Consider the following 18,909-nt stretch of genomic DNA (forward strand, 5'->3'; position numbering starts at 1 on the left):
TCGTCATTCATCTGACACGAATCGTTGCTACTAGGGTGATGTTTAAGCACCTGTACCTTGTTAAAGAAGCGCGGCCAGGACTGATGTCCTGACCGCGCAATTTTTTTCCCCATCATGACAGGCTTGTCGCCTTGTCAGCTGTTGCTGGCAACAGCGACGCTGCGATGCTCCGTCGGCATTTCACGCGGCGGGCGACCGATGACATCGCGCAGCTCTTCCAGTTCGATGAAATTGTCGGCCTGGCGGCGCAGTTCGTCCGAGATCATCGGCGGTTGGCTGCGGATTGTCGAAACCACCGATACGCGCACGCCCTGCCGTTGCAGGCTGGCGATCAGCGGGCGGAAATCCCCATCACCCGAGAACAGCACGATATGATCGACGCGCGGCGCCAGTTCCATGGCATCGACGGTAAGCTCGATATCCATATTTCCTTTGACTTTCCGACGCCCCATGCTGTCGGTGTATTCCTTGGCAGGTTTGGTGACCATGGTGAAGCCGTTGTAATGCAGCCAGTCAACCAATGGGCGGATCGGCGAATACTCGTCGTTTTCCAGCAGCGCTGTATAATAGAAGGCCCGAAGAAGCTTGCCGCGGCGCATGAATTCCTGCCGCAGAAGTTTGTAGTCAATGTCGAAACCGAGTGCTTTTGCCGCGGCATAAAGATTCGAGCCGTCGATGAACAGCGCTAGCCGTTCGTCTTTATAAAACATAAATGTTCCCTTCCGGTATAATCCAGTGCGTGCCGCGTTACGTGAGTGAGTGAGTGATAAAATGACGCGCTCTGGTACGCCTATAATTAGAACTTCTGTCGATTATCGCAAGTATGCAATGGGTCGAATATAGGGTATCACATGAGCAAATCCATGCCAAATGCCGTTGTTGCGCTGGGCGCAAATCTCGATTTGAGAGGAAATGGTCCCGATGTAACACTTCAGAACGCGCTTGACGCGTTATCGCGTCACGATGTGGTGATTCGCTCCGTCAGTCGTTTTTTTTCCACCCCGTGTTTTCCCTCCGGGGCCGGCCCGGATTATGTGAATGCTGCGGCGCTGATTGCGACCGAGAAATCTCCGTCGCAGCTGTTGCAGGTGCTGCACGAGGTGGAACAGGAATTCGGGCGTGAACGGGTGCAGCGCTGGGGGATGCGGACGCTGGATCTGGATCTGGTCTGTTTCGAAGATCAGGTCCTGCCGGATCGCGTCACGTTTGATCGCTGGCGGACCCTGCCGACCGACGCGCAAAGGCAAGAGGCACCGGATCAGTTGATCTTGCCGCATCCGCGCCTTCAGGATCGCGCCTTTGTCCTGGTGCCGATGGCCGATATCGTGCCCGACTGGCGTCATCCGGTTATGGGTCGCACCGTCTGCGAGATGATCCAGACCCTTCCCGCGGTAGAGGTTGCGGCGGTCACGGCGCTGTGATCCGTGCAAATGCAGCATTTCCTGCTTGTCAAGGCGCGGATTCGCGCTTAGATAAACCCCTTCCTGACATGGATTCAGAAACGGAGAGCGCCCAATGGCCCGCGTGACGGTTGAAGATTGCGTAGACAAGGTTCCAAACCGGTTCGAGCTGGTGATGCTCGCCGCCCATCGGGCGCGTGAGATTTCCGCCGGTGCAGCGATTACCGTTGACCGCGACAACGACAAGAACCCTGTCGTGTCTCTGCGTGAGATCGCCGATGAAACCCAAAGCGCGGACGAACTGCGCGAGCGCCTGATCGAGGCCAACCAGACCCAGATCGAGGTTGATGAGCCCGAAGAAGATCAGATGGCGCTGCTGATGGGTGCCGAAACGGACAAACCCGCCATGGACGACATGTCGGAAGAGAAGCTCCTGCGCGCTCTGATGGAGGCTCAAGGGCAGGGGTAAGCCCTGAAGACGAAGGTGCGGACCGGATGATTTCTGCTGACGATCTGATTGCGCTGGTCCGCAATTACAATCCCAAGACGAATGCTGACCGCATTGCGCTGGCCTATGAATTTGGCCAGCAGATGCACGAAGGGCAGTTCCGCCATTCCGGCGAGCCCTATTTCACTCATCCCGTTGCCGTTGCCGCCATCCTGACCGAACAGCGTCTGGATGATGCGACCATAATCACGGCGCTGCTTCACGACACGATCGAAGACACCAAGGCCAACTATGGCAAGGTGGCTGAACTTTTCGGGGATGAAGTCGCCAAACTGGTTGACGGCGTCACCAAGCTGACCAATCTGCAACTGTCCAGTCGCGAGACCAAGCAGGCCGAGAACTTCCGCAAGCTGTTCATGGCCATGTCCAAGGACTTGCGCGTGATCCTGGTCAAGCTGGCCGACCGTTTGCACAACATGCGGACGATCAAGGCGATGCGTCCCGAAAAACAGATCGTCAAAGCGCGCGAGACGATGGACATCTACGCACCGCTTGCGGGCCGGATGGGTATGCAGTGGATGCGCGAGGAACTGGAAGACCTGGCTTTCCGTGTTCTCAATCCCGAAGGCCGCCAGTCGATCATCCGTCGCTTTATCACCCTGCAACGCGAAACCGGCGACGTGATCCATCGCATCACTGGCGACATGCGGCACGAGTTGGAAAAGGCCGGGATCGAGGCCGAGGTGTTCGGCCGAGCCAAGAAACCCTATTCGATCTGGCGCAAGATGCAGGAAAAGGATCAGGGCTTCTCGCGCCTGTCCGACATCTATGGGTTCCGCATCATCACCCAGACCGAGGAAGACTGCTATCGAACCCTGGGGGCCATCCACCAGCGCTGGCGCGCGGTGCCGGGGCGCTTCAAGGACTACATCAGCCAGCCCAAATCGAACGGTTACCGCTCGATCCACACCACGGTGTCGGGCCGGGACGGCAAACGGGTCGAGGTCCAGATCCGCACCCGCCAGATGCACGACGTGGCCGAAACCGGGGTCGCGGCGCATTGGTCCTATCGCGACGGTGTGCGCACTGAGAACCCGTTCGCCGTCGACCCGGCCAAATGGATTTCTAATCTGACCGAGCAGTTCGACAACGAGGAAGATCACGAAGACTTCCTCGAGGCCGTCAAGCTCGAGATGTATTCGGACCAGGTGTTCTGTTTCACCCCCAAGGGCGACGTGGTGAAGCTGCCGCGTGGCGCGACGCCGATCGATTTTGCCTATGCCATTCACACCCGGATCGGTCACGCCTGTGTCGGGGCCAAGGTTGACGGGATCCGCGTTCCGCTCTGGACGCGGCTCAAGAATGGCCAGTCCGTGGACATCATTACCGCCGATGGTCAGACGCCGCAGGTCACGTGGCTGGAGATTGCAGTCACCGGCAAGGCCCGTACCGCCATTCGCCGCGCCCTGCGCGAGGTGGATCGGGAACGATTCATCAAGCTGGGCAAGGAACTTGCCCGTTCCGGGTTCGAGCACGTGGGCCGCAAGGCGACCGACAAGGCGCTGGATACCGCAGCAAAACACCTGCGCCTGAAAGACCGGCAAGAGCTGCTGGCCCGCCTTGGCAGCGCCGAACTGACCGCACATGAGGTGGTTCAGGCCGTCTATCCCGAACTTGCCAAGGACGACGGCGACGCCATTCCGCTGCGCCGTGCGGTGATTGGCCTGGAGCCGGGGCAGAAGTTCGACCGGGCCCCCTGCTGTCAGCCGCTGCCGGGGGAACGTATCGTCGGTATCACCTATCGGGGCAAGGGCGTGGTCGTGCATGCCATCGATTGCGATCGGCTCAGCGAGTTCGAAGGCGAACCTGACCGGTGGGTCGATCTGCACTGGCATTCGGGCACGCACCCGGCCGTCTATGGCGCGACGCTGGATCTGACCATTGGCAACGATGCCGGGGTTCTGGGGCGTATTTGCACATTGATCGGCGAGAAAAAGGCCAATATCTCGAACCTGGAATTTGTTGACCGCAAACCGGATTTTTACCGCCTTCTGATCAATGTCGAACTGCGCGACCTTGAACAGCTTCATTCACTCATGCTGATGCTGGAGGCGGAAAGCGACGTTGCAGCGGTCGAACGTTATCGGGACCGGACCAAAACCGCGACCGCGGCTGGCTGAGAAGGGGTGATCACGGGTGGTATTCAAGCGCCGAGACCGACGCTCTCCAGTCCAGATTGCATCGGATTTCGTCTATCCGCGTGGCGGATGGACCCGCGCCTTCCATTACGTGAAACACCGCGTCCGGCGCTTGCCGGATACCCCTGACCGGATCGCGCGCGGTATAGGGGCGGGTGTTTTCGCGGCCTTTACGCCGTTTTACGGGTTGCATTTTCTTGTCGCCGCCATCGGTGCCCGGCTGATCAAGGGAAATATTCTGGCCGCGCTCAGCGGCACGTTTTTTGGCAACCCGCTCACCTATGTTCCGATCGGGGTGATCTGTCTTCAGACTGGGCATTTCCTGCTGGGGACAGAATACGAAGAAGGCGACACACAAGGGCTGATGGGCAAATTCGCCAGCGCTATAGGGGACCTCAAGAACAATTTTCTGGCGTTGTTTACGGATCGCCTGGCCGACTGGCACGGGCTGTCGCAGTTCTACGATGACGTCTTCTATCCCTATATGATCGGTGGGATCATTCCGGGCGTCGTTGCGGGGGTGATCTGCTATTACCTCAGCCTGCCGCTGATCCTGACGTATCAGCAGCGCCGCCGCGCCAGGATCAAGGCGAAGTTCGAGGAAATCAAGCGTTTGGCCGAAGATTCGGCTGCCGTTTCTTCGGCAGAGCCTCTAGGCTCGGGCAGAAACATGCAAAAGGAATCGAGTGATGTCTGAGAACCATCTGCGTCTGGGTGTGAACATCGATCACGTGGCCACCGTGCGCAATGCGCGGGGTGGGGATTATCCAGATCCGCTGCGCGCTGCCAAACTGGCGGAAGAAGCGGGGGCGGATGGCATCACCGCGCATCTGCGCGAAGATCGACGCCATATCTCGGACGCCGATATCGACGGGTTGATGGAGGTTCTGTCGGTGCCGCTGAATTTTGAGATGGCCGCGACGCCCGAGATGCAGAAAATCGCCCTGCGCCACAAGCCTCACGCGGTCTGCATCGTGCCTGAAAAGCGCGAAGAGCGCACGACCGAAGGCGGGCTTGAAGTCGCGCGCGAGGAAAACAAGCTGGCGCATTTCATCGCGCCCCTGCGTGAGGCCGGCTGCCGCGTGTCGATCTTCATTGCCGCCGATCAGCGTCAGATCGAAGCCGCGCATCGCATTGGTGCCGAAGTGATCGAGCTGCACACCGGCGCCTATTGCGACGCCCATGCCGAAGGTCGCATGGAAGATGCCGAACGCGAGCTTGAGTCGCTGCGCCAGATGTCCACCTTCGCCCATTCGCTTGGGCTCGAGGTTCATGCGGGCCATGGCCTGACCTATGACACCGTAAAACCGGTTGCCGCTTTCCCAGAAGTAAAAGAGCTGAATATCGGTCATTTCCTGATTGGCGAGGCGATTTTTCTGGGCATGACCCCGGCCATTCAGGCAATGCGTCGCCTGATGGACGAGGCGCGCGCGTGATCACCCCCGGCTTTGTCGCCATCTGGTTCGCCTGGCTGATGGCCGGGGGCTCTCCGGGCCCCGCCACGATGGGCATTGCCGGAACCGCCATGAACGAAGGCCGCCGCGCTGGTCTGGTCTTCGCGCTGGGCATCTGTGCCGGGTCCGCCGCCTGGGGCATTGCCGCAGCGCTTGGCCTGTCGGCGATCATGCTGGCCAATGTCTGGGTGTTCGAAGTGATCCGCTATGTCGGCGTGGCCTATCTGGGTTGGCTGGCCCTCAAGGCCTTGCGCCGCGCGATGACCGCGGATGAGGTCGCTTTGGGCAAGCCGGTCACGGGCGCGCTGCCGACGATCTTCGCCAAAGGTGCCGCCATCCACCTGACGAACCCCAAGGCGATCCTCAGCTGGGGCTCGATCTATGCCATCGTCGCCCCCAGCGATGCCAGCCTTTCGATGCTGCTGGGCTATTTCACCATGCTCTATGCTGGATCGTTGATGATTTTTATCGGCTATGCGTTTCTGTTTTCCTCCGAACGCCTGGTTCGAACCTACCGCCGCGCCCGCCGCTGGTTCGATTTCGCCTTTGCCGGGTTCTTCGGGGTGGCGAGTTACAAGATCCTCACGGTGCGGTTGTCATGATCCTCGGAATCGGCACAGACCTCGCAAACATCGACCGCATCCAGGGCACGCTCGACCGGTTCGGCGACCGCTTCCGCAACCGGGTCTTCACCGACACCGAACAGCGCAAGGCCGAACGCCGCGCCGATACGGCCGGAACCTATGCCAAACGCTGGGCCGCGAAAGAGGCCTGTTCCAAAGCGCTCGGCACCGGCCTGCGCATGGGCATTTCGTGGAAGGACATGGCCGTCACCAATCTGCGCACCGGCCAACCGGTGATGCACGTGACCGGCTGGGCCGCCGAGCGCCTCAAGGAAATGACCCCCGACGGGCACGAGGCGATCATCCACGTCACCCTGACCGATGATCACCCTTGGGCGCAGGCTTTTGTGGTGATCGAGGCGCGTCCGGTTCAAGATCAGCCCGCGCAGCCTTGACTTGCCCCCATCCCCCCCGCATGTAGCAGCGAAGCCAAGCAAAGAACTGGAGCGAGCAGAATGGCCGAGGACGCCAAAACCGGAAATCCCGTCTGGGAGACGATCAAGACCATCGTCTACGCGCTGTTGATTGCCGGCGTGTTCCGCACCCTCTTCTTTCAACCGTTCTGGATCCCCTCGGGCTCGATGAAGCAGACGCTGCTGATCGGCGATTTCCTCTTCGTCAACAAGATGGCCTATGGCTATTCCTACGCATCCTGCCCCAGCCTGATCATCCCCAGCGTCGGCCTGAACGTGGATGCCGAAGATATCTGTGGCTGGATGCAGGGCGAAGACAATACCCGTATCTGGGGCGGTGATCCCGAACGTGGCGATGTCATCGTCTTTCGCCATCCGGTCACCGGGCGTGATTATATCAAACGCCTGATTGGGTTGCCGGGCGACCGGATCCAAGTCCGCAATGGCCAGATCATCCTCAATGGCACTCCGGTTCCTCAGCAGCCCGACGGCGTGTTTACTGAAATTGCCGAACCGCAAGGCCCGCAGCGCCTGCGCCCCCGCTGTGAAAACGGCCCTGTTGGAATCGGTGGTACCTGTGAAAAGTCGCGCCTGATCGAAACCCTGCCCAACGGTGTGTCCTATGACGTGCTGAATATCGGCAACCAGGCATCGGACAATACCGGCATCTATACCGTGCCCGAGGGTCATTATTTCTTCATGGGTGACAACCGTGACAATTCCAGCGACAGCCGTCTGCCGCAATCTGCCGGTGGTGTCGGATACGTGCCTTACGAAAACCTGATCGGTCGTGCCGACCGGATCATGTTCTCGTCCGCGGGCCGTTCGATGCTGTTCTTCTGGACATGGCGCGGTGATCGGTTCTTCAAGGCGGTCAATTGAAGCTCTCGGCTGAAATAAAGGCGTTCCAGCGGCGATTGGGGTATGAGTTCAAAAACCCCGAACTGCTGGTGCGCGCGCTGACCCATGGCTCGGTGTCTTCGTCCACCCGCCCCGACAATCAGCGGCTGGAGTTTCTGGGAGACCGGGTGCTGGGCCTTGTCATGGCCACTGCGCTGCTTGAAGCTGACAAGAAGGCGTCCGAGGGTCAGTTGGCCCCACGGTTCAACGCACTGGTCCGCAAAGAAGCCTGCGCTGATGTGGCCCGCCAGATTGACCTGGGCGCGGTGTTGAAACTCGGCCGGTCCGAGATGCTGTCCGGTGGCCGTCGCAAGCAAGCGCTGCTGGGCGACGCGATGGAGGCCGTTATCGCTGCCATCTATCGGGATACGGGGTTTGAGGCCGCCCGCGATGTCATCCTCGCCCTCTGGGGGGACCGCATCCATAAGGTCGAGGCCGACGCCCGCGACGCCAAAACCGCGCTTCAGGAATGGGCGCAGGCGCGCGGCCAGAAACCACCCAGCTATGTCGAGGTCAAACGCAGCGGCCCCGACCACGCCCCCGTCTTCACCATCGCCGCCCGCCTTCAGGACGGAACCGAGGCACAAGCCACGGCAGGTTCCAAGCGCCAGGCCGAACAGGCGGCCGCCAAGGCCTTGCTGGAGCGGGTCGGCTGATCTCAGTTTAAGCTCGGCCTGTCACAAACTTCAATCTAACTTGAAGACTATAGAAGCCACGACAGGCGACCTGTATCTGGGTATCAGTAGTTTTGGCACCAGTCAGGCTACGGCAGGTCAAAGCACTCAGAAAACAACATAAAAAAGGCAATCTAATGCAACGTGCAAAACTCTCGCTCGTCAATATCGGCTTTCTGTTCATTGCCGGGTTTGTGGCAACCATGGCCTTCGATTTCTGGGGGCAGGTTGTCAGTCCCGGGATCGGCTGGGCCAACCTGTCACCCGAAGGTCTGGCGCAGAGTTTGCTGTCCAGTCTGGGCCTGCCCAGCAACGCTTTTCTGGGCTTCTTTGTGCATTTCTACATTGTCGGCCTGATTGCCTATCCTTTGGGTTGGTTCCTTGTTTTCCAGCCAATCTGGATCAAGGTTCTGGGTCTGGCCCACATCTTTGTAGCCTCGGCAATCTATGGTTTCGGTCTGTGGGTGTTTGCTATCGGAGGTGTCACGACCTTTGCCGGTCTGCCACCGTTCCTGAACTTTGTCGGCATCACATGGGTCGCGCTGATCGGACACGTTTTGTACGGTATCGTGTTTGTGGCCGTGCTGAACCCCATCCTGCGCCGTCACCCGTGATCTGACCCGTACTATCCGTCGGTCCGGTGTCGGGCCGACGGTTTTCATTGATCACTCCACCCTGATGAACCCGGTCAGCCCGGTTTTCTGATGTTCGATCACATGGCAATGAAACGCCCAGTCGCCGGGGTTGTCCGCCACCAGTGCGATATCCGCCACCTCATCCTTCAACAGCAGCATCGTGTCCGTCATCAGCGGTGGCAGGGTGCGCAGGTTGGATCGCAGCGGCACGAAGGCCAGCCCGTGCAGGTGGATCGGGTGCAGATTGGGCGATTCATTGCGCAATCGCAAAACATAGCTCTTGCCCCGTTGCAGCACGGCCAGCGGCCCGGTTTCCTGCGCCGCATCGCCCGGCCAGGGTGTGCGGTTGATCGACCAGAAACTATAGCCCAACGACCCGCAGAACCCGTCATTCGGGGCGCCGCCTTCCGGGGTCCAGCCGAACACGAATTCATGCAACTCGGCCTGATCAAGATCTGGGCGCGCGACAGGGTTTGCACGCAATGGGCGCAGCTCTCTCAGATCGCGCGCCGCTGATGTGCCGGTCGCCCGCAAGCGCGCCATGGCGCGATGTGGTTGACCGGGAAACTTGGCTATCAGGTCCGCCGACTGCCCTTCGCCCTCGGGCATCCGGACGGCAATGTCCACCCGTTGACCGGGGCCCAGCAACAGCGGTTCGTCCGCCGTTGGCACCGGCAGATCGATCTCGACCGGATGCCCGTCCCAGGCGATGATCCGGGTCTCGGCCCCCTCAGGATGCAACCTATAGATGCGGGTCGTGTCCGTGTTGACCACCCGCAGCCGCACCAGACTACCCGCCGTGTGTTCATAGACCGCCTCGCTCTGCCAGTTGGCGGTCTGCACCGTGCCAAACGTGCCCGCCCGCGCCGCACCTCGCGCCGTATAGGCCGGCAGGAACGCGTCATTCTCGTCCAGACGGAAATCCCGCAGATTGACCACCTGCTCGCTGTCGAACCCCGGCTCGTCCGGCTCGGCAATCACCATCACGCCGGTCAGCCCGCGCGCCATCTGGTCCATCGTCATGCAATGGGGATGATACCAATACGTGCCCGCATCCGGCGGCGTGAACTCATGGGCGAAACTTTCGCCCTCGCCGATGGGTATTTGGGTCAGGTAGGGCACCCCGTCCATCCCGTTTCGAATGCGCAGCCCGTGCCAGTGCATCGAGGTATAATCCGGCAAGGTGTTGCGAACGCTCAGCCGCATAGGCTCGCCCTGCCGCCCATACAGAATCGGCGGCGGCGCATCGGGCGACAGGCTGACCATCCCTGTGGTCAGCCCTTCGCGCAGCCAGTAACTGGCGGGTTGCAGCACCAGCTCCTGCGCCGCATTGCCTGCCGCCAGCGACCATCCGCCCAACCCAAACGCACCAGCGGCGGCACCGCTTCCAAGAAGAAACTCGCGACGTTTCATGACAACCTCACTGAAAGGATTTGCTGCCGGGCTGGAACTGGCTGGGCATCTGATCCCGTCCTGCCACTGCAAGCGCAGGGCTGCAATGCGACAAATCCCTCTGGCCCGCCGCCCCTTTCTGCTATAGGGGGGCGCAGTTGCAGACAGGATTGCCAGACACATGACCACACGCGCCGGATTTATCGCCCTGATCGGAGAGCCCAATGCGGGCAAATCCACCCTCCTGAACCGCATGGTCGGGGCCAAGGTGTCGATCGTGACGCATAAGGTGCAGACCACCCGCGCGCGTATCCGCGGCGTGGCGATGGAAGGCGACGCGCAACTGGTCTTCGTCGACACGCCGGGCCTGTTCAAACCCCGCCGCCGACTGGATCGCGCCATGGTCGCCGCCGCATGGGGCGGGGCCGCGGATGCCGACATCGTTGTGCTCATGGTCGAGGCGCATCGTGGCATTACTGAAGGCGTCGAGCGCATTCTAGAAGGTCTGGAAGAGATCGGGCAGGGCCGCACGATCGCGTTGGCCATCAACAAGATCGACAAGGTGCCGTCCGAGAAGCTGCTGTCGCTGACCAGTGACCTGAACGCGCGCTACCCGTTTGCCGAAACCTTCATGATCTCTGCTGAAAAGGGACACGGCGTCGAGGACTTGCGCAAGTGGCTGGCCTCTGAACTGCCTGAAGGCCCGTGGTTGTATCCCGAAGACCAGATCGCCGATCTGCCCCTGCGCATGATCGCCGCCGAAATGACGCGCGAGAAGCTGACCCTGCGTCTGCATCAGGAATTGCCCTATCAACTGACCGTCGAGACCGAAAACTGGGAAGAGCGCAAAGACGGCTCTGCCAAGATCGATCAGGTCATCTATGTCATGCGCGACGGCCACAAGGGCATCGTTCTGGGCAAGAAGGGCGAGACGATCAAGGCCGTCAGTCAGGCCGCACGGGCCGAGCTGGAAGAATTCCTCGACCGCAGGATTCACCTGTTCCTGCAAGTGAAGGTCCGGCCCAATTGGCTGGAAGAATCCGAGCGGTATTCGGAAATGGGGCTGGATTTCAAAGACGGAAACGCATGACGCGGCTGACGGCGGAATTCTGGGTTCACGCCTATCTGGCGCGGCTGCGATTTCAGGATATCCCGGCCTATGTGGTTGCCCATGGCGATGACACCGCAGGCGCAGTTCTGGTCAAGCTGAACACACTGGACGGGCAGGCCGTTGCCTTCCAACGCAGCTTTGATCTGATGAGTGGCGAACGGAAATGGGTCGAACTCTCGTCCGGCCTTGAAGGTGACGTGGACCAGGCCATTCAGCGCCAACGCAGCTTTGACCCCGACCTCTGGGTGATCGAGGTCGAAGACCGGCAGGGGCGGCACCTGCTGGGCGAAGAAGGGCTGGAGTGACCACGGTACAGACGGGTCTTTGACGCAGAGACCAAAATGACTATTTTACCCCGGCAATTACACTGGCAGGGCTGGCTTGCCCTGTGGACAGGCGCAACCAAGAGGTGCTTTCGTGGCTAAAACGCTTGCTGAGAAACTGGAAAAATCGGAACTCGGCCACTGGATGCAGCGTTTCGAAAGCTTCATGGTCTTTGTCGGGGTTGTTGGTCCTTTTGCCACGCTTCCGCAACTGATCAAGCTCTACTTCACCCATTCCGAACACGCTACTGGTCAGTCGCTTCTGTCCTGGTCGCTTTATGCCGGGCTGTCCTTCCTGTGGTTCGCATATGGTCTGGTGGTCGGCAAGTTGCCCATCTATGTGGGCAACGGTATCTCGATGGTGCTGAACCTGCTGATGGTCATAGGAATTCTGGTTCATGCGGGTGTGACGTTCTGAACTTCACGCTGGCTTGGGTCTTTCTTGTTCGCGGTCGCAGACGATGCTCGGGGCCATCAATCCGCGTCGCCAAAATAGACAAAGCTCATCTTGTTCCCATCGGGGTCGCGTGCGTAGGCACCAAAAAAGTTTGGGCCATATTGGGGGCGGTCCCCCGGATCACCTTCGTTTGTTCCGCCATTTGCAAGCGCGGCCGCGTGCGCCTCACGCACTTCCTCTGTGCTTTGGCACAGCAGGCCAACCATGTTTCCGTTGCCGATCGTCGCGTCTTTTTTGTCGAACGGTGTCGCGACCCATATGCATCCGCCGCCGCGCAGCTCATAACATACGGCATGCGGCATATACTCAGCGACGACCTTTCCGCCGATCCGGGGCATAACCGCGTCGTAATAGCTGCGTGCCTTGGCAACGTCGTTGGAACCGATCATGACGTAATTAAGAGACATTTTGGGAATCCCGTTTTAGAACATAAGTAGAACATTATGGCCTGAACGGGATTAAAGCAACGCATTCTTTTGCCCGCAGTTGGCGATACCCCGGACGACAGACGGGGTTTCCATCGGCCAAGGGGCAGCAGGCGCGTTCTGCCGGGGCACATTGGTGATCTGAGGAATGGCGGCGGGTTCATGTTGAGGCACAACGGAATCCACCGTGGTCAGGTCTGGTCGCTATATCGGACTGGACCGTTGCAATGAAAAGCCGATGCTCTGCCCTTCAGTCTTTGCATGTCTTGGGATTACGCGCCATGTCCGCCGTTCCACCCGTCTTCGTACTCGCCCAACACCCTGGACAGGTGCAGCAGAGAGGCAGAAAAGCGTGCGTAGACATCCCTCGACAACATCGGCTTGTTGTCATCCAAAACCTGCACAAGTTCGACGATGGCTGACGCAAATGTCTCATAGACCTGCATGTCTGCCGCCGTTGGATCCGGTGTCCAGATTTCGAGTTCGTCGTAATATGTGGCGGGTTTCGGTTCGTCATCGATCATGCTGCGGCCCCTTTTGTTGAAGCGCAGTTGGGGGTTGTAAAAACACGTACAAGCCGGGTGGCGCGAAGTCACAAAACTATGGCAGCTTCGGAAAAGAACACGCGCTGAAAAGGGGTTGAAGCACTTCCGCTCTTGCGTGCCAACGTCGCTTGGGATTTTCTGCGAACCAACCAAACCAGCAACAGGGTCAGGTTTTGGACTGGCGCGATCACGGAATACTCCTGACATTACGCCGCCATGGTGAAACAGCGGCGATCATCGAGGTCTTTACCGAAGGCCACGGGCGCCACGCAGGTGTGGTGCGCGGCGGGACCAGCCGCAAGATCGCGCCGATCCTGCAACCTGGGGCGCAATTGGACGTGCTGTGGCGTGCGCGGCTGGAAGAACATATCGGCACCTTTCAGGTCGAACCCCTGCGGTCCCGTGCGGCAGCCGCTTTTTCAGGGCGGCTGGCCTTGTCCGGGCTGAACGCGGTCGTTTCGCTGTTGTCCTTTTGTCTGCCCGAACGGGAACCACACCCCGCGCTTTATTCCCGGACGGAACAGTTGATGGATCTGTTGGGGCAGGACGAGGTCTGGCCTCTGGCCTATCTGCGATGGGAGCTCGCGTTGCTTGACGAACTTGGCTTTGGCCTTGATCTGACAGCCTGCGCCGTGACCGGTGTGACCGAAGGATTGATCTATGTATCCCCCAAAACAGGCCGTTCCGTCAGCGCCAATGGCGCCGGGGAATGGGCGGACAAGCTATTGCCTCTGCCGCCTTGTCTGCGAGGTGAGGGCACTGCGCCCGATGCCGAGGTCGCAGAGGCCCTGCGCACAACCGGATATTTCCTGGAGCACCGCGTTGCTCCGTCTTTGGGGCATAATCCGCTGCCCGAAGCGCGGGCTCGGTTCGTGGATCAGGTCACTCGGCGGCTGTGAACACCATCTCGTGCCCGTCCTCATTGCGCAGAATCAGAACATTGCCTGACACCTCGGATTGGGTCATGGCCATGAGGGCGGCAAAGTAGACCCCTTCCGCCTCGAGTCCCGCGCAGGCGGCGCGCGTCGCGTTGAGGTTCTGAACCTCAAACCAAGGGTAAGGCGCGTTGAGTGTTCCGTCATAGCTGTTGCACGGAGCGTTGCCGGCAATCCTGCCTTCTTCCGGAAACCGCAGCAGAGCGCTCGCCTCATAGGGCTGACCATCGATCTCCTGCAGCACCCAAATCTGGTCCGCCGCACCATAGGCGGCGACGGTTTCGTCCTTGTCGCATTGGAACAGTGCCAACAAGGGCAGGGTCAGGATCAGACGAGTCATGGCTGGGTCTTAGCGCATAGGGGATGTTGTTGGAACCGGATCAGTAAGGAAGAGACCCGTTCAGCAGTTGCGCACGCACTTCCTGCCGGGGTTTCCAGTTATAGCGCGTATCTTCACGCACCGGCGCCCAGAACAAGGCACCGCTGTTGCGCCATGGGTCGAGGATGATACCGTCATACATTGTGTCCCCCTTGGCGCTGATCGATGCCGAATGGTGGATGATGCGAAACGGGGTCGGCGGCGACGTGGCCCAGTTCAGGTCCAGCGTCTGGAAATTTTCCTGCCGCAAGCGTTTGGTCATCGCTTCGGCCCAGTCATTGCACAGGCCCTTTTCGCGGAACCCGTTGATGACCTTGGCGTTGTGGATGATAGCCGGGTCGGTGACATTCCAATCCCGTGCCAACTGCTGCGAGTAGGAATAGGCGATTGTGGCCGCCCTCTGAGCCTCGGCCGGATCGACATCCGACCCGAGCGCCTGGATCGACTGAGCCAGCGCATCAATATCGTTCCGGCTCACCGTCGGTTGAGACGTGGTGCAAGCCGCCAGAGCAAGAGCCGCAAGAACAGCACACATGGCAAGGAAAGATCGGGTCATGCGGTATCCCAAAAGTTAATTCGACGTCTCGTGTTCGGCTGATGCTCTACCGGTGAAAGGGGCGGGATCAAAGGGGGAAGTTTTGAAACACGTGGGTCATTTGTGACCGTCACGCGGGCTACGAGGGGCGATGGTATGTTTTGTACAAAACACACTCTGCATGGTTCGGACCGCGTACAGATTGTACAAAACAGGAAAAAGACCCGGCGCAAGCGCCGGGCCAGTCGGGGAAACAGGGCTGCCGGAATGGGTCACCCGAGCAGACGTCGTGCGATGACCTGTGCCTGAATCTCGGCCGCCCCTTCGAAAATGTTGAGAATACGCGCGTCGCAGAGAACGCGGCTGATCTTGTATTCCAGTGCAAAGCCGTTTCCGCCGTGGATTTGCAGCCCGTTGTCCGCCGCAGCCCAGGCCACACGCGCGCCAAGCAGCTTGGCCATACCGGCCTCTAGATCACAGCGCTGGCCGTGGTCTTTTTCCCATGCGCTGAAATAGGTCAGCTGGCGCGCGATCATGATCTCGACCGCCATCATTGCCAGCTTGCCCGAGACACGCGGGAAGTTGATCAGCGATTTGCCGAATTGCTTGCGGTCGATGGCATATTGCATGGCGATATCCAGCGCGCTTTGCGCCACGCCAATGGCGCGCGCGGCGGTCTGGATACGGGCACTTTCAAAGGTTTCCATCAGCTGTTTAAAACCCTTGCCTTCTTCACCGCCCAGCAGGTTTTCACCCTTGACGTGAAAGCCGTCAAAGCCCAGCTCGTATTCCTTCATGCCGCGGTATCCCAGAACCTCGATCTCACCACCGGTCATGCCGGGGGTGGGGAAGGGATTGTCGTCCGTGCCGGGTGTCTTTTCCGCCAGGAACATGGACAGGCCGCGGTGATCAGTGCTGTCGGGATCGGTCCGCGCCAGCAACGTCATGACATGGGTCCGCGCGGCGTGGGTGATCCAGGTCTTGTTGCCGGTGATCCGGTAATCACCGTTCTCGTCCTTCACGGCACGGGTGCGCAGGCTGCCAAGATCCGAGCCGGTGTTGGGTTCAGTGAAGACAGCCGTCGGCAGAATTTCAGCGCTGGCCAGTTTTGGCAGCCAGTTGGCTTTTTGCTCGTCCGTACCGCCGGCAATGATCAACTCGGCCGCGATTTCCGAACGCGTGCCCAGCGAGCCGACGCCGATATAGCCACGCGACAGTTCTTCGGAAACGACGCACATGGATGCTTTGGACAGTCCGAAACCGCCAAACTCTTCCGGGATGGTCAGCCCGAAAACGCCCATTTCCGCTAGTTCTTCGATGATTTCCAGCGGGATCAGCTCATCCTTGAGGTGCCATTCATGGGCATACGGTTCGACCTTTTCCTGCGCATAGCGGCGGAACTGGTCGCGGATCATTTCCAGTTCTTCGTCCAGGCCCGACGCGCCGAACATTGTGGCGCCGGCCTGATCTTGCATCAGCTCGACCAAACGGCTGCGTGCGGCTTGTGAATTCGCCTGCGCCATCAAGGTCTGTACTTCGGACGACTGAAAGCCCGACAGCGCATCCCAGCCGAGACCCATGTCCTGAAGGCGCACGACCTCGCCCTGGTTCATCGGGATGCCACCTGCGACCTGATGCAGGTACTCGCCAAAAGCGATCTGGTGAAGCAACTGCTCGACCTCACCGAACTTGCCTTCGGCCTGAAGTGCTTCGGCCCAGCGCTGCATCTGTTGCAGCGACTGATTATACGTGGCCAGCCATGCCAGCCCATGCGCGGCGGTCTGGTTTGCCTCGATCAGAGCGCCAGAGATACGGCCATCCGCCGAGACCATGTCGCGCACGGATTCACGGGCTTTTTCAAAAACAGCTTCTACCGCGGGTAGGGCAGCCCGGGTCAAATTCAGAAGATCGGGCAAAACTGCAGCAGTTGTCATCTCGGTCATATCCTGTCCGTCGTGGGCCATGAATCGCGTCCTTTCCTCGGTCGTCTGGTCATATCATGCTGCACGTGCAGCGCAACAAAAATACTTATTACGCTGCGAAAAAGTTCAAAAATTACCCCACCATTTTTGCAATGCAGAAGAAAATCCAGATGATATCTAGGGGGCATGACCCTGTTTTCCATTCTTTCCCCGCAGGAACTGTTGTTGGCCATGGCAATCGCGTTTGCCTCTGGTTGGGTCAAGGGCATGGTTGGTTTCGCGATGCCCATGATTTTGGTATCAGGGTTGAATTCATTTCTGCCGCCGGATCTGACCCTGGCGGGACTTATCCTGCCGACGCTGGTGACCAATGGGCTGCAGGCCCTTCGCGGTGGCCGTGTCGCCGCGTTTGCCTCGATTCGGCGCTTTCGGGTCTTCCTTGTTGTTGGCGGTCTTCTTCTGCTGCTGAGCGCACAGTTGGTCGCATTGATCCCAGGGTCTGTCTTTCTGGTTCTGATGGGCGGCTTTGTGTCAGTTTTTGCGCTGTTACAGGTTCTGGGGTTCAGAATGGCGCTGAACCAACCCTCGACCGCAGTCGAGGCTGTGGTTGGTGGCTTGGCTGGGTTTGTTGGCGGCATGTCAGGAGTTTGGGGGCCTCCGACAGTTGCCTATCTGACGGCGCTGAACACCCCCAAGACCGAACAGATACGAATTCAGGGCGTAATCTACGGTTTGGGGGCGGTTTTGTTGCTGGTCGCACATCTTGGATCAGGCATTCTGTATGCAGAAACACTCGAGTTTTCGGCAGCCCTGATCATTCCGGCCCTGGCCGGGATGTGGATCGGCATGAAGCTGCAGGACCGTATTGATCAGGCAAGCTTTCGCAAGGCGACCTTGTTGGTATTGCTGATCGCGGGCCTGAACCTGCTTCGACGCGGTTTGGTGGGGTAACACGTCAGCCCGAGCGCTTGTCGGCAAACCGGAAAGCAAAATACAGGCCCAGCATCAGAAAGAACAAACCCGAGATATCGCCGATCAGGAATGCGATATATTCCACCGTCGCGCTGCCAAAAGCCAGGTTGGTCAACCCGGAGACAAGGAAGGACGTTACGATTCCGATGCCCATCACACATATCCAACAGGGTTTGCGATCCGGGCGGGGAAACAGATCCCACCCGATTGCCTTGAGAAGATAGAACACGACCGGGGCCGTCAGAACCGCAATCGCCATGGCCATCAGGCGGCTGGGCAGGAACACATCCGTTTGACCCAAATAGGCAAAAACGATGAACACGCCGGGCAACAATGCGAAAACGGCGCGCCACCCCAACAGCCACGCCGACAGAACCCGCACGCCATGCGGCAGAAACAAAAGGCTCGCCCTGCTTGGGTATTCCGGGAAAAACACGTTCTGCAACGGCATGAGGACGGCGAATGTAAGGAACGACGCCAGCACATAGGCCAATGAGGCCAGAAGCGTTTCAGTAGCCCACCCGCGCAAAGTAATCACGGCCTCTTGCGCGGGTGGATCGCATCATTTGGGTGCATGAACGATATACCGTCCCCGGTTGGCGCTGCCGCTTTGAGAAAGATAGCCTTTTTCGACCAGCGACTTCAGTGCGCGAAAGAATGTTGGGCGCGAAACACTTTGAACCAACGTGTGCTCGATCAGGCCGAATGTGCGCACTTCCTGATCGGACTTGGAAAGCTCTTCGGCGGCATAGTAGATGTCGCGTTCAACCGGAGATAGTTTTTCCAGGCCTAAAGTGCGCTCCATGCTTTGCATCAATTTGCGCAGTTCGGTGAGTTTCGAGATCTCAGTCATAATGTTACCTATCGTTTGCCGTGTCATTTGCCGCCTAATTGCGACTGTTTGAGCCATGCTGAATGACGCGCAAGTCAGCAGGTCTCGTGTTGACACTCATCCCCAATTACTTAGACTAGGTGACTGATTAGGTTGCTCAATCCAGCGTTGTGAGTGTGCGCACATGAGCGACCCCCAATTTAATTTCAGTCAGTGCCCGGCGCAAAAGTGCCGGGTTTTTTCGTCTCAGCGATTATCAGGGCTAGCGCAAATTTCATTTTGAAACAACGCAATTGTATGTGCTTATTGCGACAAACAACCGTAGGGAGAAGCACA

Annotated in this window: 25 protein-coding genes; 16 read left to right on the forward strand and 9 right to left on the reverse strand. The window is 59.1% G+C overall.

Translation table 11 applies throughout. The features are described from left to right. Nucleotides 1-134: 134 nt before the first annotated feature. Nucleotides 135-710 (reverse strand): LabA-like NYN domain-containing protein, encoded by a 576-nt coding sequence (locus ACR3E6_RS08730; RefSeq protein WP_480486743.1) that lies wholly within the window; start codon nucleotides 708-710, stop codon nucleotides 135-137. A 141-nt stretch (nucleotides 711-851) separates the two neighbouring features. Here ACR3E6_RS08730 and folK point away from each other — a divergent pair, with 141 nt between their 5' ends. The 10 genes from folK (at nucleotide 852) to ACR3E6_RS08780 (ending at nucleotide 8,724) form a co-directional block, all read left to right on the forward strand. After that, entirely contained in the window at nucleotides 852-1,421 is a 570-nt protein-coding gene (gene folK, locus ACR3E6_RS08735; RefSeq protein ID WP_480486745.1) for a 2-amino-4-hydroxy-6-hydroxymethyldihydropteridine diphosphokinase, read from the forward strand. 94 nt (nucleotides 1,422-1,515) lie between these two features. Continuing rightward, complete coding sequence (gene rpoZ, locus ACR3E6_RS08740; protein ID WP_117869873.1) at nucleotides 1,516-1,869, forward strand: DNA-directed RNA polymerase subunit omega; 354 nt, start codon at nucleotides 1,516-1,518, stop codon at nucleotides 1,867-1,869. Nucleotides 1,870-1,895: 26 nt separating this feature from the next. Then, nucleotides 1,896-4,028 (forward strand): RelA/SpoT family protein, encoded by a 2,133-nt coding sequence (locus ACR3E6_RS08745; RefSeq protein ID WP_480486747.1) that lies wholly within the window; start codon nucleotides 1,896-1,898, stop codon nucleotides 4,026-4,028. Nucleotides 4,029-4,044: 16 nt separating this feature from the next. Then, nucleotides 4,045-4,743 (forward strand): DUF2062 domain-containing protein, encoded by a 699-nt coding sequence (locus tag ACR3E6_RS08750; protein ID WP_171637570.1) that lies wholly within the window; start codon nucleotides 4,045-4,047, stop codon nucleotides 4,741-4,743. Continuing rightward, the gene (locus ACR3E6_RS08755; protein WP_171637569.1) at nucleotides 4,736-5,482 is read left to right on the forward strand and encodes a pyridoxine 5'-phosphate synthase; all 747 of its coding nucleotides are present in this window, start codon (nucleotides 4,736-4,738) and stop codon (nucleotides 5,480-5,482) included. The genes ACR3E6_RS08750 and ACR3E6_RS08755 overlap by 8 nt, the downstream gene beginning before the upstream one ends. Further along, a complete protein-coding gene (locus tag ACR3E6_RS08760) occupies nucleotides 5,479-6,102 on the forward strand; it encodes a LysE family translocator (protein ID WP_480486749.1) in 624 nt (207 codons plus the stop codon). The genes ACR3E6_RS08755 and ACR3E6_RS08760 overlap by 4 nt, the downstream gene beginning before the upstream one ends. After that, nucleotides 6,099-6,518 carry a holo-ACP synthase gene (acpS, locus tag ACR3E6_RS08765; RefSeq protein ID WP_171637565.1) on the forward strand — a complete coding sequence of 140 codons (420 nt, stop codon included), beginning with the start codon at nucleotides 6,099-6,101 and terminating at the stop codon, nucleotides 6,516-6,518. The genes ACR3E6_RS08760 and acpS overlap by 4 nt, the downstream gene beginning before the upstream one ends. A 60-nt stretch (nucleotides 6,519-6,578) precedes the next feature. Then, nucleotides 6,579-7,418 carry a signal peptidase I gene (gene lepB / locus ACR3E6_RS08770; RefSeq protein WP_171229134.1) on the forward strand — a complete coding sequence of 280 codons (840 nt, stop codon included), beginning with the start codon at nucleotides 6,579-6,581 and terminating at the stop codon, nucleotides 7,416-7,418. Then, entirely contained in the window at nucleotides 7,415-8,092 is a 678-nt protein-coding gene (rnc, locus tag ACR3E6_RS08775; protein ID WP_171637563.1) for a ribonuclease III, read from the forward strand. The genes lepB and rnc overlap by 4 nt, the downstream gene beginning before the upstream one ends. Before the next feature lie 155 nt (nucleotides 8,093-8,247). Continuing rightward, nucleotides 8,248-8,724 (forward strand): hypothetical protein, encoded by a 477-nt coding sequence (locus ACR3E6_RS08780; RefSeq protein ID WP_480486752.1) that lies wholly within the window; start codon nucleotides 8,248-8,250, stop codon nucleotides 8,722-8,724. Nucleotides 8,725-8,775: 51 nt separating this feature from the next. On the opposite strand, the gene ACR3E6_RS08785 is transcribed toward ACR3E6_RS08780, so the two are convergent. Next, nucleotides 8,776-10,158 (reverse strand): multicopper oxidase family protein, encoded by a 1,383-nt coding sequence (locus ACR3E6_RS08785; protein WP_480486754.1) that lies wholly within the window; start codon nucleotides 10,156-10,158, stop codon nucleotides 8,776-8,778. Here ACR3E6_RS08785 and ACR3E6_RS08790 point away from each other — a divergent pair. From ACR3E6_RS08790 to ACR3E6_RS08805, 4 genes are all read left to right on the forward strand, one after another. Beyond that, nucleotides 10,157-10,285: a hypothetical protein gene (locus ACR3E6_RS08790; RefSeq protein WP_480486756.1), complete on the forward strand. Its 129-nt coding sequence runs from the start codon at nucleotides 10,157-10,159 to the stop codon at nucleotides 10,283-10,285. The genes ACR3E6_RS08785 and ACR3E6_RS08790 overlap by 2 nt on opposite strands. A gap of 33 nt (nucleotides 10,286-10,318) precedes the next feature. Continuing rightward, nucleotides 10,319-11,227: a GTPase Era gene (era, locus tag ACR3E6_RS08795; protein ID WP_480486758.1), complete on the forward strand. Its 909-nt coding sequence runs from the start codon at nucleotides 10,319-10,321 to the stop codon at nucleotides 11,225-11,227. Beyond that, nucleotides 11,224-11,553, forward strand: a complete 330-nt coding sequence (locus tag ACR3E6_RS08800) for a DUF1491 family protein (RefSeq protein WP_152457087.1) — start codon at nucleotides 11,224-11,226, stop codon at nucleotides 11,551-11,553. The genes era and ACR3E6_RS08800 overlap by 4 nt, the downstream gene beginning before the upstream one ends. Nucleotides 11,554-11,665: 112 nt before the next feature. Beyond that, a complete protein-coding gene (locus ACR3E6_RS08805; protein ID WP_171637557.1) occupies nucleotides 11,666-11,989 on the forward strand; it encodes a SemiSWEET transporter in 324 nt (107 codons plus the stop codon). 56 nt (nucleotides 11,990-12,045) lie between these two features. Here the strand turns inward: ACR3E6_RS08805 and ACR3E6_RS08810 are convergent, their stop codons facing one another. Then, nucleotides 12,046-12,435 carry a VOC family protein gene (locus ACR3E6_RS08810; protein ID WP_171637555.1) on the reverse strand — a complete coding sequence of 130 codons (390 nt, stop codon included), beginning with the start codon at nucleotides 12,433-12,435 and terminating at the stop codon, nucleotides 12,046-12,048. Nucleotides 12,436-12,725: 290 nt separating this feature from the next. Next, complete coding sequence (locus tag ACR3E6_RS08815; RefSeq protein WP_171637553.1) at nucleotides 12,726-12,977, reverse strand: hypothetical protein; 252 nt, start codon at nucleotides 12,975-12,977, stop codon at nucleotides 12,726-12,728. Nucleotides 12,978-13,171: 194 nt separating this feature from the next. Here ACR3E6_RS08815 and recO point away from each other — a divergent pair, with 194 nt between their 5' ends. Further along, nucleotides 13,172-13,897 (forward strand): DNA repair protein RecO, encoded by a 726-nt coding sequence (gene recO / locus ACR3E6_RS08820; protein WP_171169330.1) that lies wholly within the window; start codon nucleotides 13,172-13,174, stop codon nucleotides 13,895-13,897. Here the strand turns inward: recO and ACR3E6_RS08825 are convergent. From ACR3E6_RS08825 to ACR3E6_RS08835, 3 genes are all read right to left on the reverse strand, one after another. Then, a complete protein-coding gene (locus ACR3E6_RS08825) occupies nucleotides 13,881-14,273 on the reverse strand; it encodes an META domain-containing protein (protein ID WP_171637551.1) in 393 nt (130 codons plus the stop codon). The two genes, recO and ACR3E6_RS08825, sit on opposite strands and share 17 nt — an antisense overlap. A gap of 40 nt (nucleotides 14,274-14,313) precedes the next feature. Continuing rightward, entirely contained in the window at nucleotides 14,314-14,868 is a 555-nt protein-coding gene (locus ACR3E6_RS08830; RefSeq protein ID WP_171637548.1) for a hypothetical protein, read from the reverse strand. A gap of 251 nt (nucleotides 14,869-15,119) precedes the next feature. Then, entirely contained in the window at nucleotides 15,120-16,811 is a 1,692-nt protein-coding gene (locus ACR3E6_RS08835; RefSeq protein ID WP_171724858.1) for an acyl-CoA dehydrogenase family protein, read from the reverse strand. 144 nt (nucleotides 16,812-16,955) lie between these two features. On the opposite strand from ACR3E6_RS08835, the gene ACR3E6_RS08840 reads away from it, so the two are divergent. Beyond that, complete coding sequence (locus ACR3E6_RS08840) at nucleotides 16,956-17,720, forward strand: sulfite exporter TauE/SafE family protein (RefSeq protein ID WP_480486761.1); 765 nt, start codon at nucleotides 16,956-16,958, stop codon at nucleotides 17,718-17,720. Nucleotides 17,721-17,724: 4 nt separating this feature from the next. Here the strand turns inward: ACR3E6_RS08840 and ACR3E6_RS08845 are convergent, their stop codons facing one another. Together ACR3E6_RS08845 and ACR3E6_RS08850 are read right to left on the reverse strand one after the other, a co-directional pair. Beyond that, the gene (locus tag ACR3E6_RS08845) at nucleotides 17,725-18,279 is read right to left on the reverse strand and encodes a hypothetical protein (RefSeq protein WP_480486763.1); all 555 of its coding nucleotides are present in this window, start codon (nucleotides 18,277-18,279) and stop codon (nucleotides 17,725-17,727) included. A 24-nt stretch (nucleotides 18,280-18,303) separates the two neighbouring features. Further along, nucleotides 18,304-18,594, reverse strand: coding sequence for a hypothetical protein (locus ACR3E6_RS08850; RefSeq protein WP_152457096.1), 291 nt, complete (start codon nucleotides 18,592-18,594; stop codon nucleotides 18,304-18,306). Between the last annotated feature and the right edge of the window lie 315 nt (nucleotides 18,595-18,909).

The organism is Ruegeria sp. AL3, assembly GCF_056536065.1.

Coding starts and splice junctions, on each gene's coding strand:
- ACR3E6_RS08785 (WP_480486754.1), bottom strand. CDS start 10,158: ATGAAACGTCGCGAGTTTCTTCTTGGAAGCGGTGCCGCCGCTGGTGCG.
- rpoZ (WP_117869873.1), top strand. CDS start 1,516: ATGGCCCGCGTGACGGTTGAAGATTGCGTAGACAAGGTTCCAAACCGG.
- ACR3E6_RS08730 (WP_480486743.1), bottom strand. CDS start 710: ATGTTTTATAAAGACGAACGGCTAGCGCTGTTCATCGACGGCTCGAAT.
- ACR3E6_RS08800 (WP_152457087.1), top strand. CDS start 11,224: ATGACGCGGCTGACGGCGGAATTCTGGGTTCACGCCTATCTGGCGCGG.
- ACR3E6_RS08755 (WP_171637569.1), top strand. CDS start 4,736: ATGTCTGAGAACCATCTGCGTCTGGGTGTGAACATCGATCACGTGGCC.
- ACR3E6_RS08790 (WP_480486756.1), top strand. CDS start 10,157: ATGACAACCTCACTGAAAGGATTTGCTGCCGGGCTGGAACTGGCTGGG.
- ACR3E6_RS08780 (WP_480486752.1), top strand. CDS start 8,248: ATGCAACGTGCAAAACTCTCGCTCGTCAATATCGGCTTTCTGTTCATT.
- ACR3E6_RS08825 (WP_171637551.1), bottom strand. CDS start 14,273: ATGACTCGTCTGATCCTGACCCTGCCCTTGTTGGCACTGTTCCAATGC.
- ACR3E6_RS08850 (WP_152457096.1), bottom strand. CDS start 18,594: ATGACTGAGATCTCGAAACTCACCGAACTGCGCAAATTGATGCAAAGC.
- ACR3E6_RS08830 (WP_171637548.1), bottom strand. CDS start 14,868: ATGACCCGATCTTTCCTTGCCATGTGTGCTGTTCTTGCGGCTCTTGCT.
- ACR3E6_RS08835 (WP_171724858.1), bottom strand. CDS start 16,811: ATGGCCCACGACGGACAGGATATGACCGAGATGACAACTGCTGCAGTT.
- ACR3E6_RS08815 (WP_171637553.1), bottom strand. CDS start 12,977: ATGATCGATGACGAACCGAAACCCGCCACATATTACGACGAACTCGAA.
- acpS (WP_171637565.1), top strand. CDS start 6,099: ATGATCCTCGGAATCGGCACAGACCTCGCAAACATCGACCGCATCCAG.
- ACR3E6_RS08810 (WP_171637555.1), bottom strand. CDS start 12,435: ATGTCTCTTAATTACGTCATGATCGGTTCCAACGACGTTGCCAAGGCA.
- lepB (WP_171229134.1), top strand. CDS start 6,579: ATGGCCGAGGACGCCAAAACCGGAAATCCCGTCTGGGAGACGATCAAG.
- era (WP_480486758.1), top strand. CDS start 10,319: ATGACCACACGCGCCGGATTTATCGCCCTGATCGGAGAGCCCAATGCG.
- folK (WP_480486745.1), top strand. CDS start 852: ATGAGCAAATCCATGCCAAATGCCGTTGTTGCGCTGGGCGCAAATCTC.
- ACR3E6_RS08840 (WP_480486761.1), top strand. CDS start 16,956: ATGACCCTGTTTTCCATTCTTTCCCCGCAGGAACTGTTGTTGGCCATG.
- ACR3E6_RS08745 (WP_480486747.1), top strand. CDS start 1,896: ATGATTTCTGCTGACGATCTGATTGCGCTGGTCCGCAATTACAATCCC.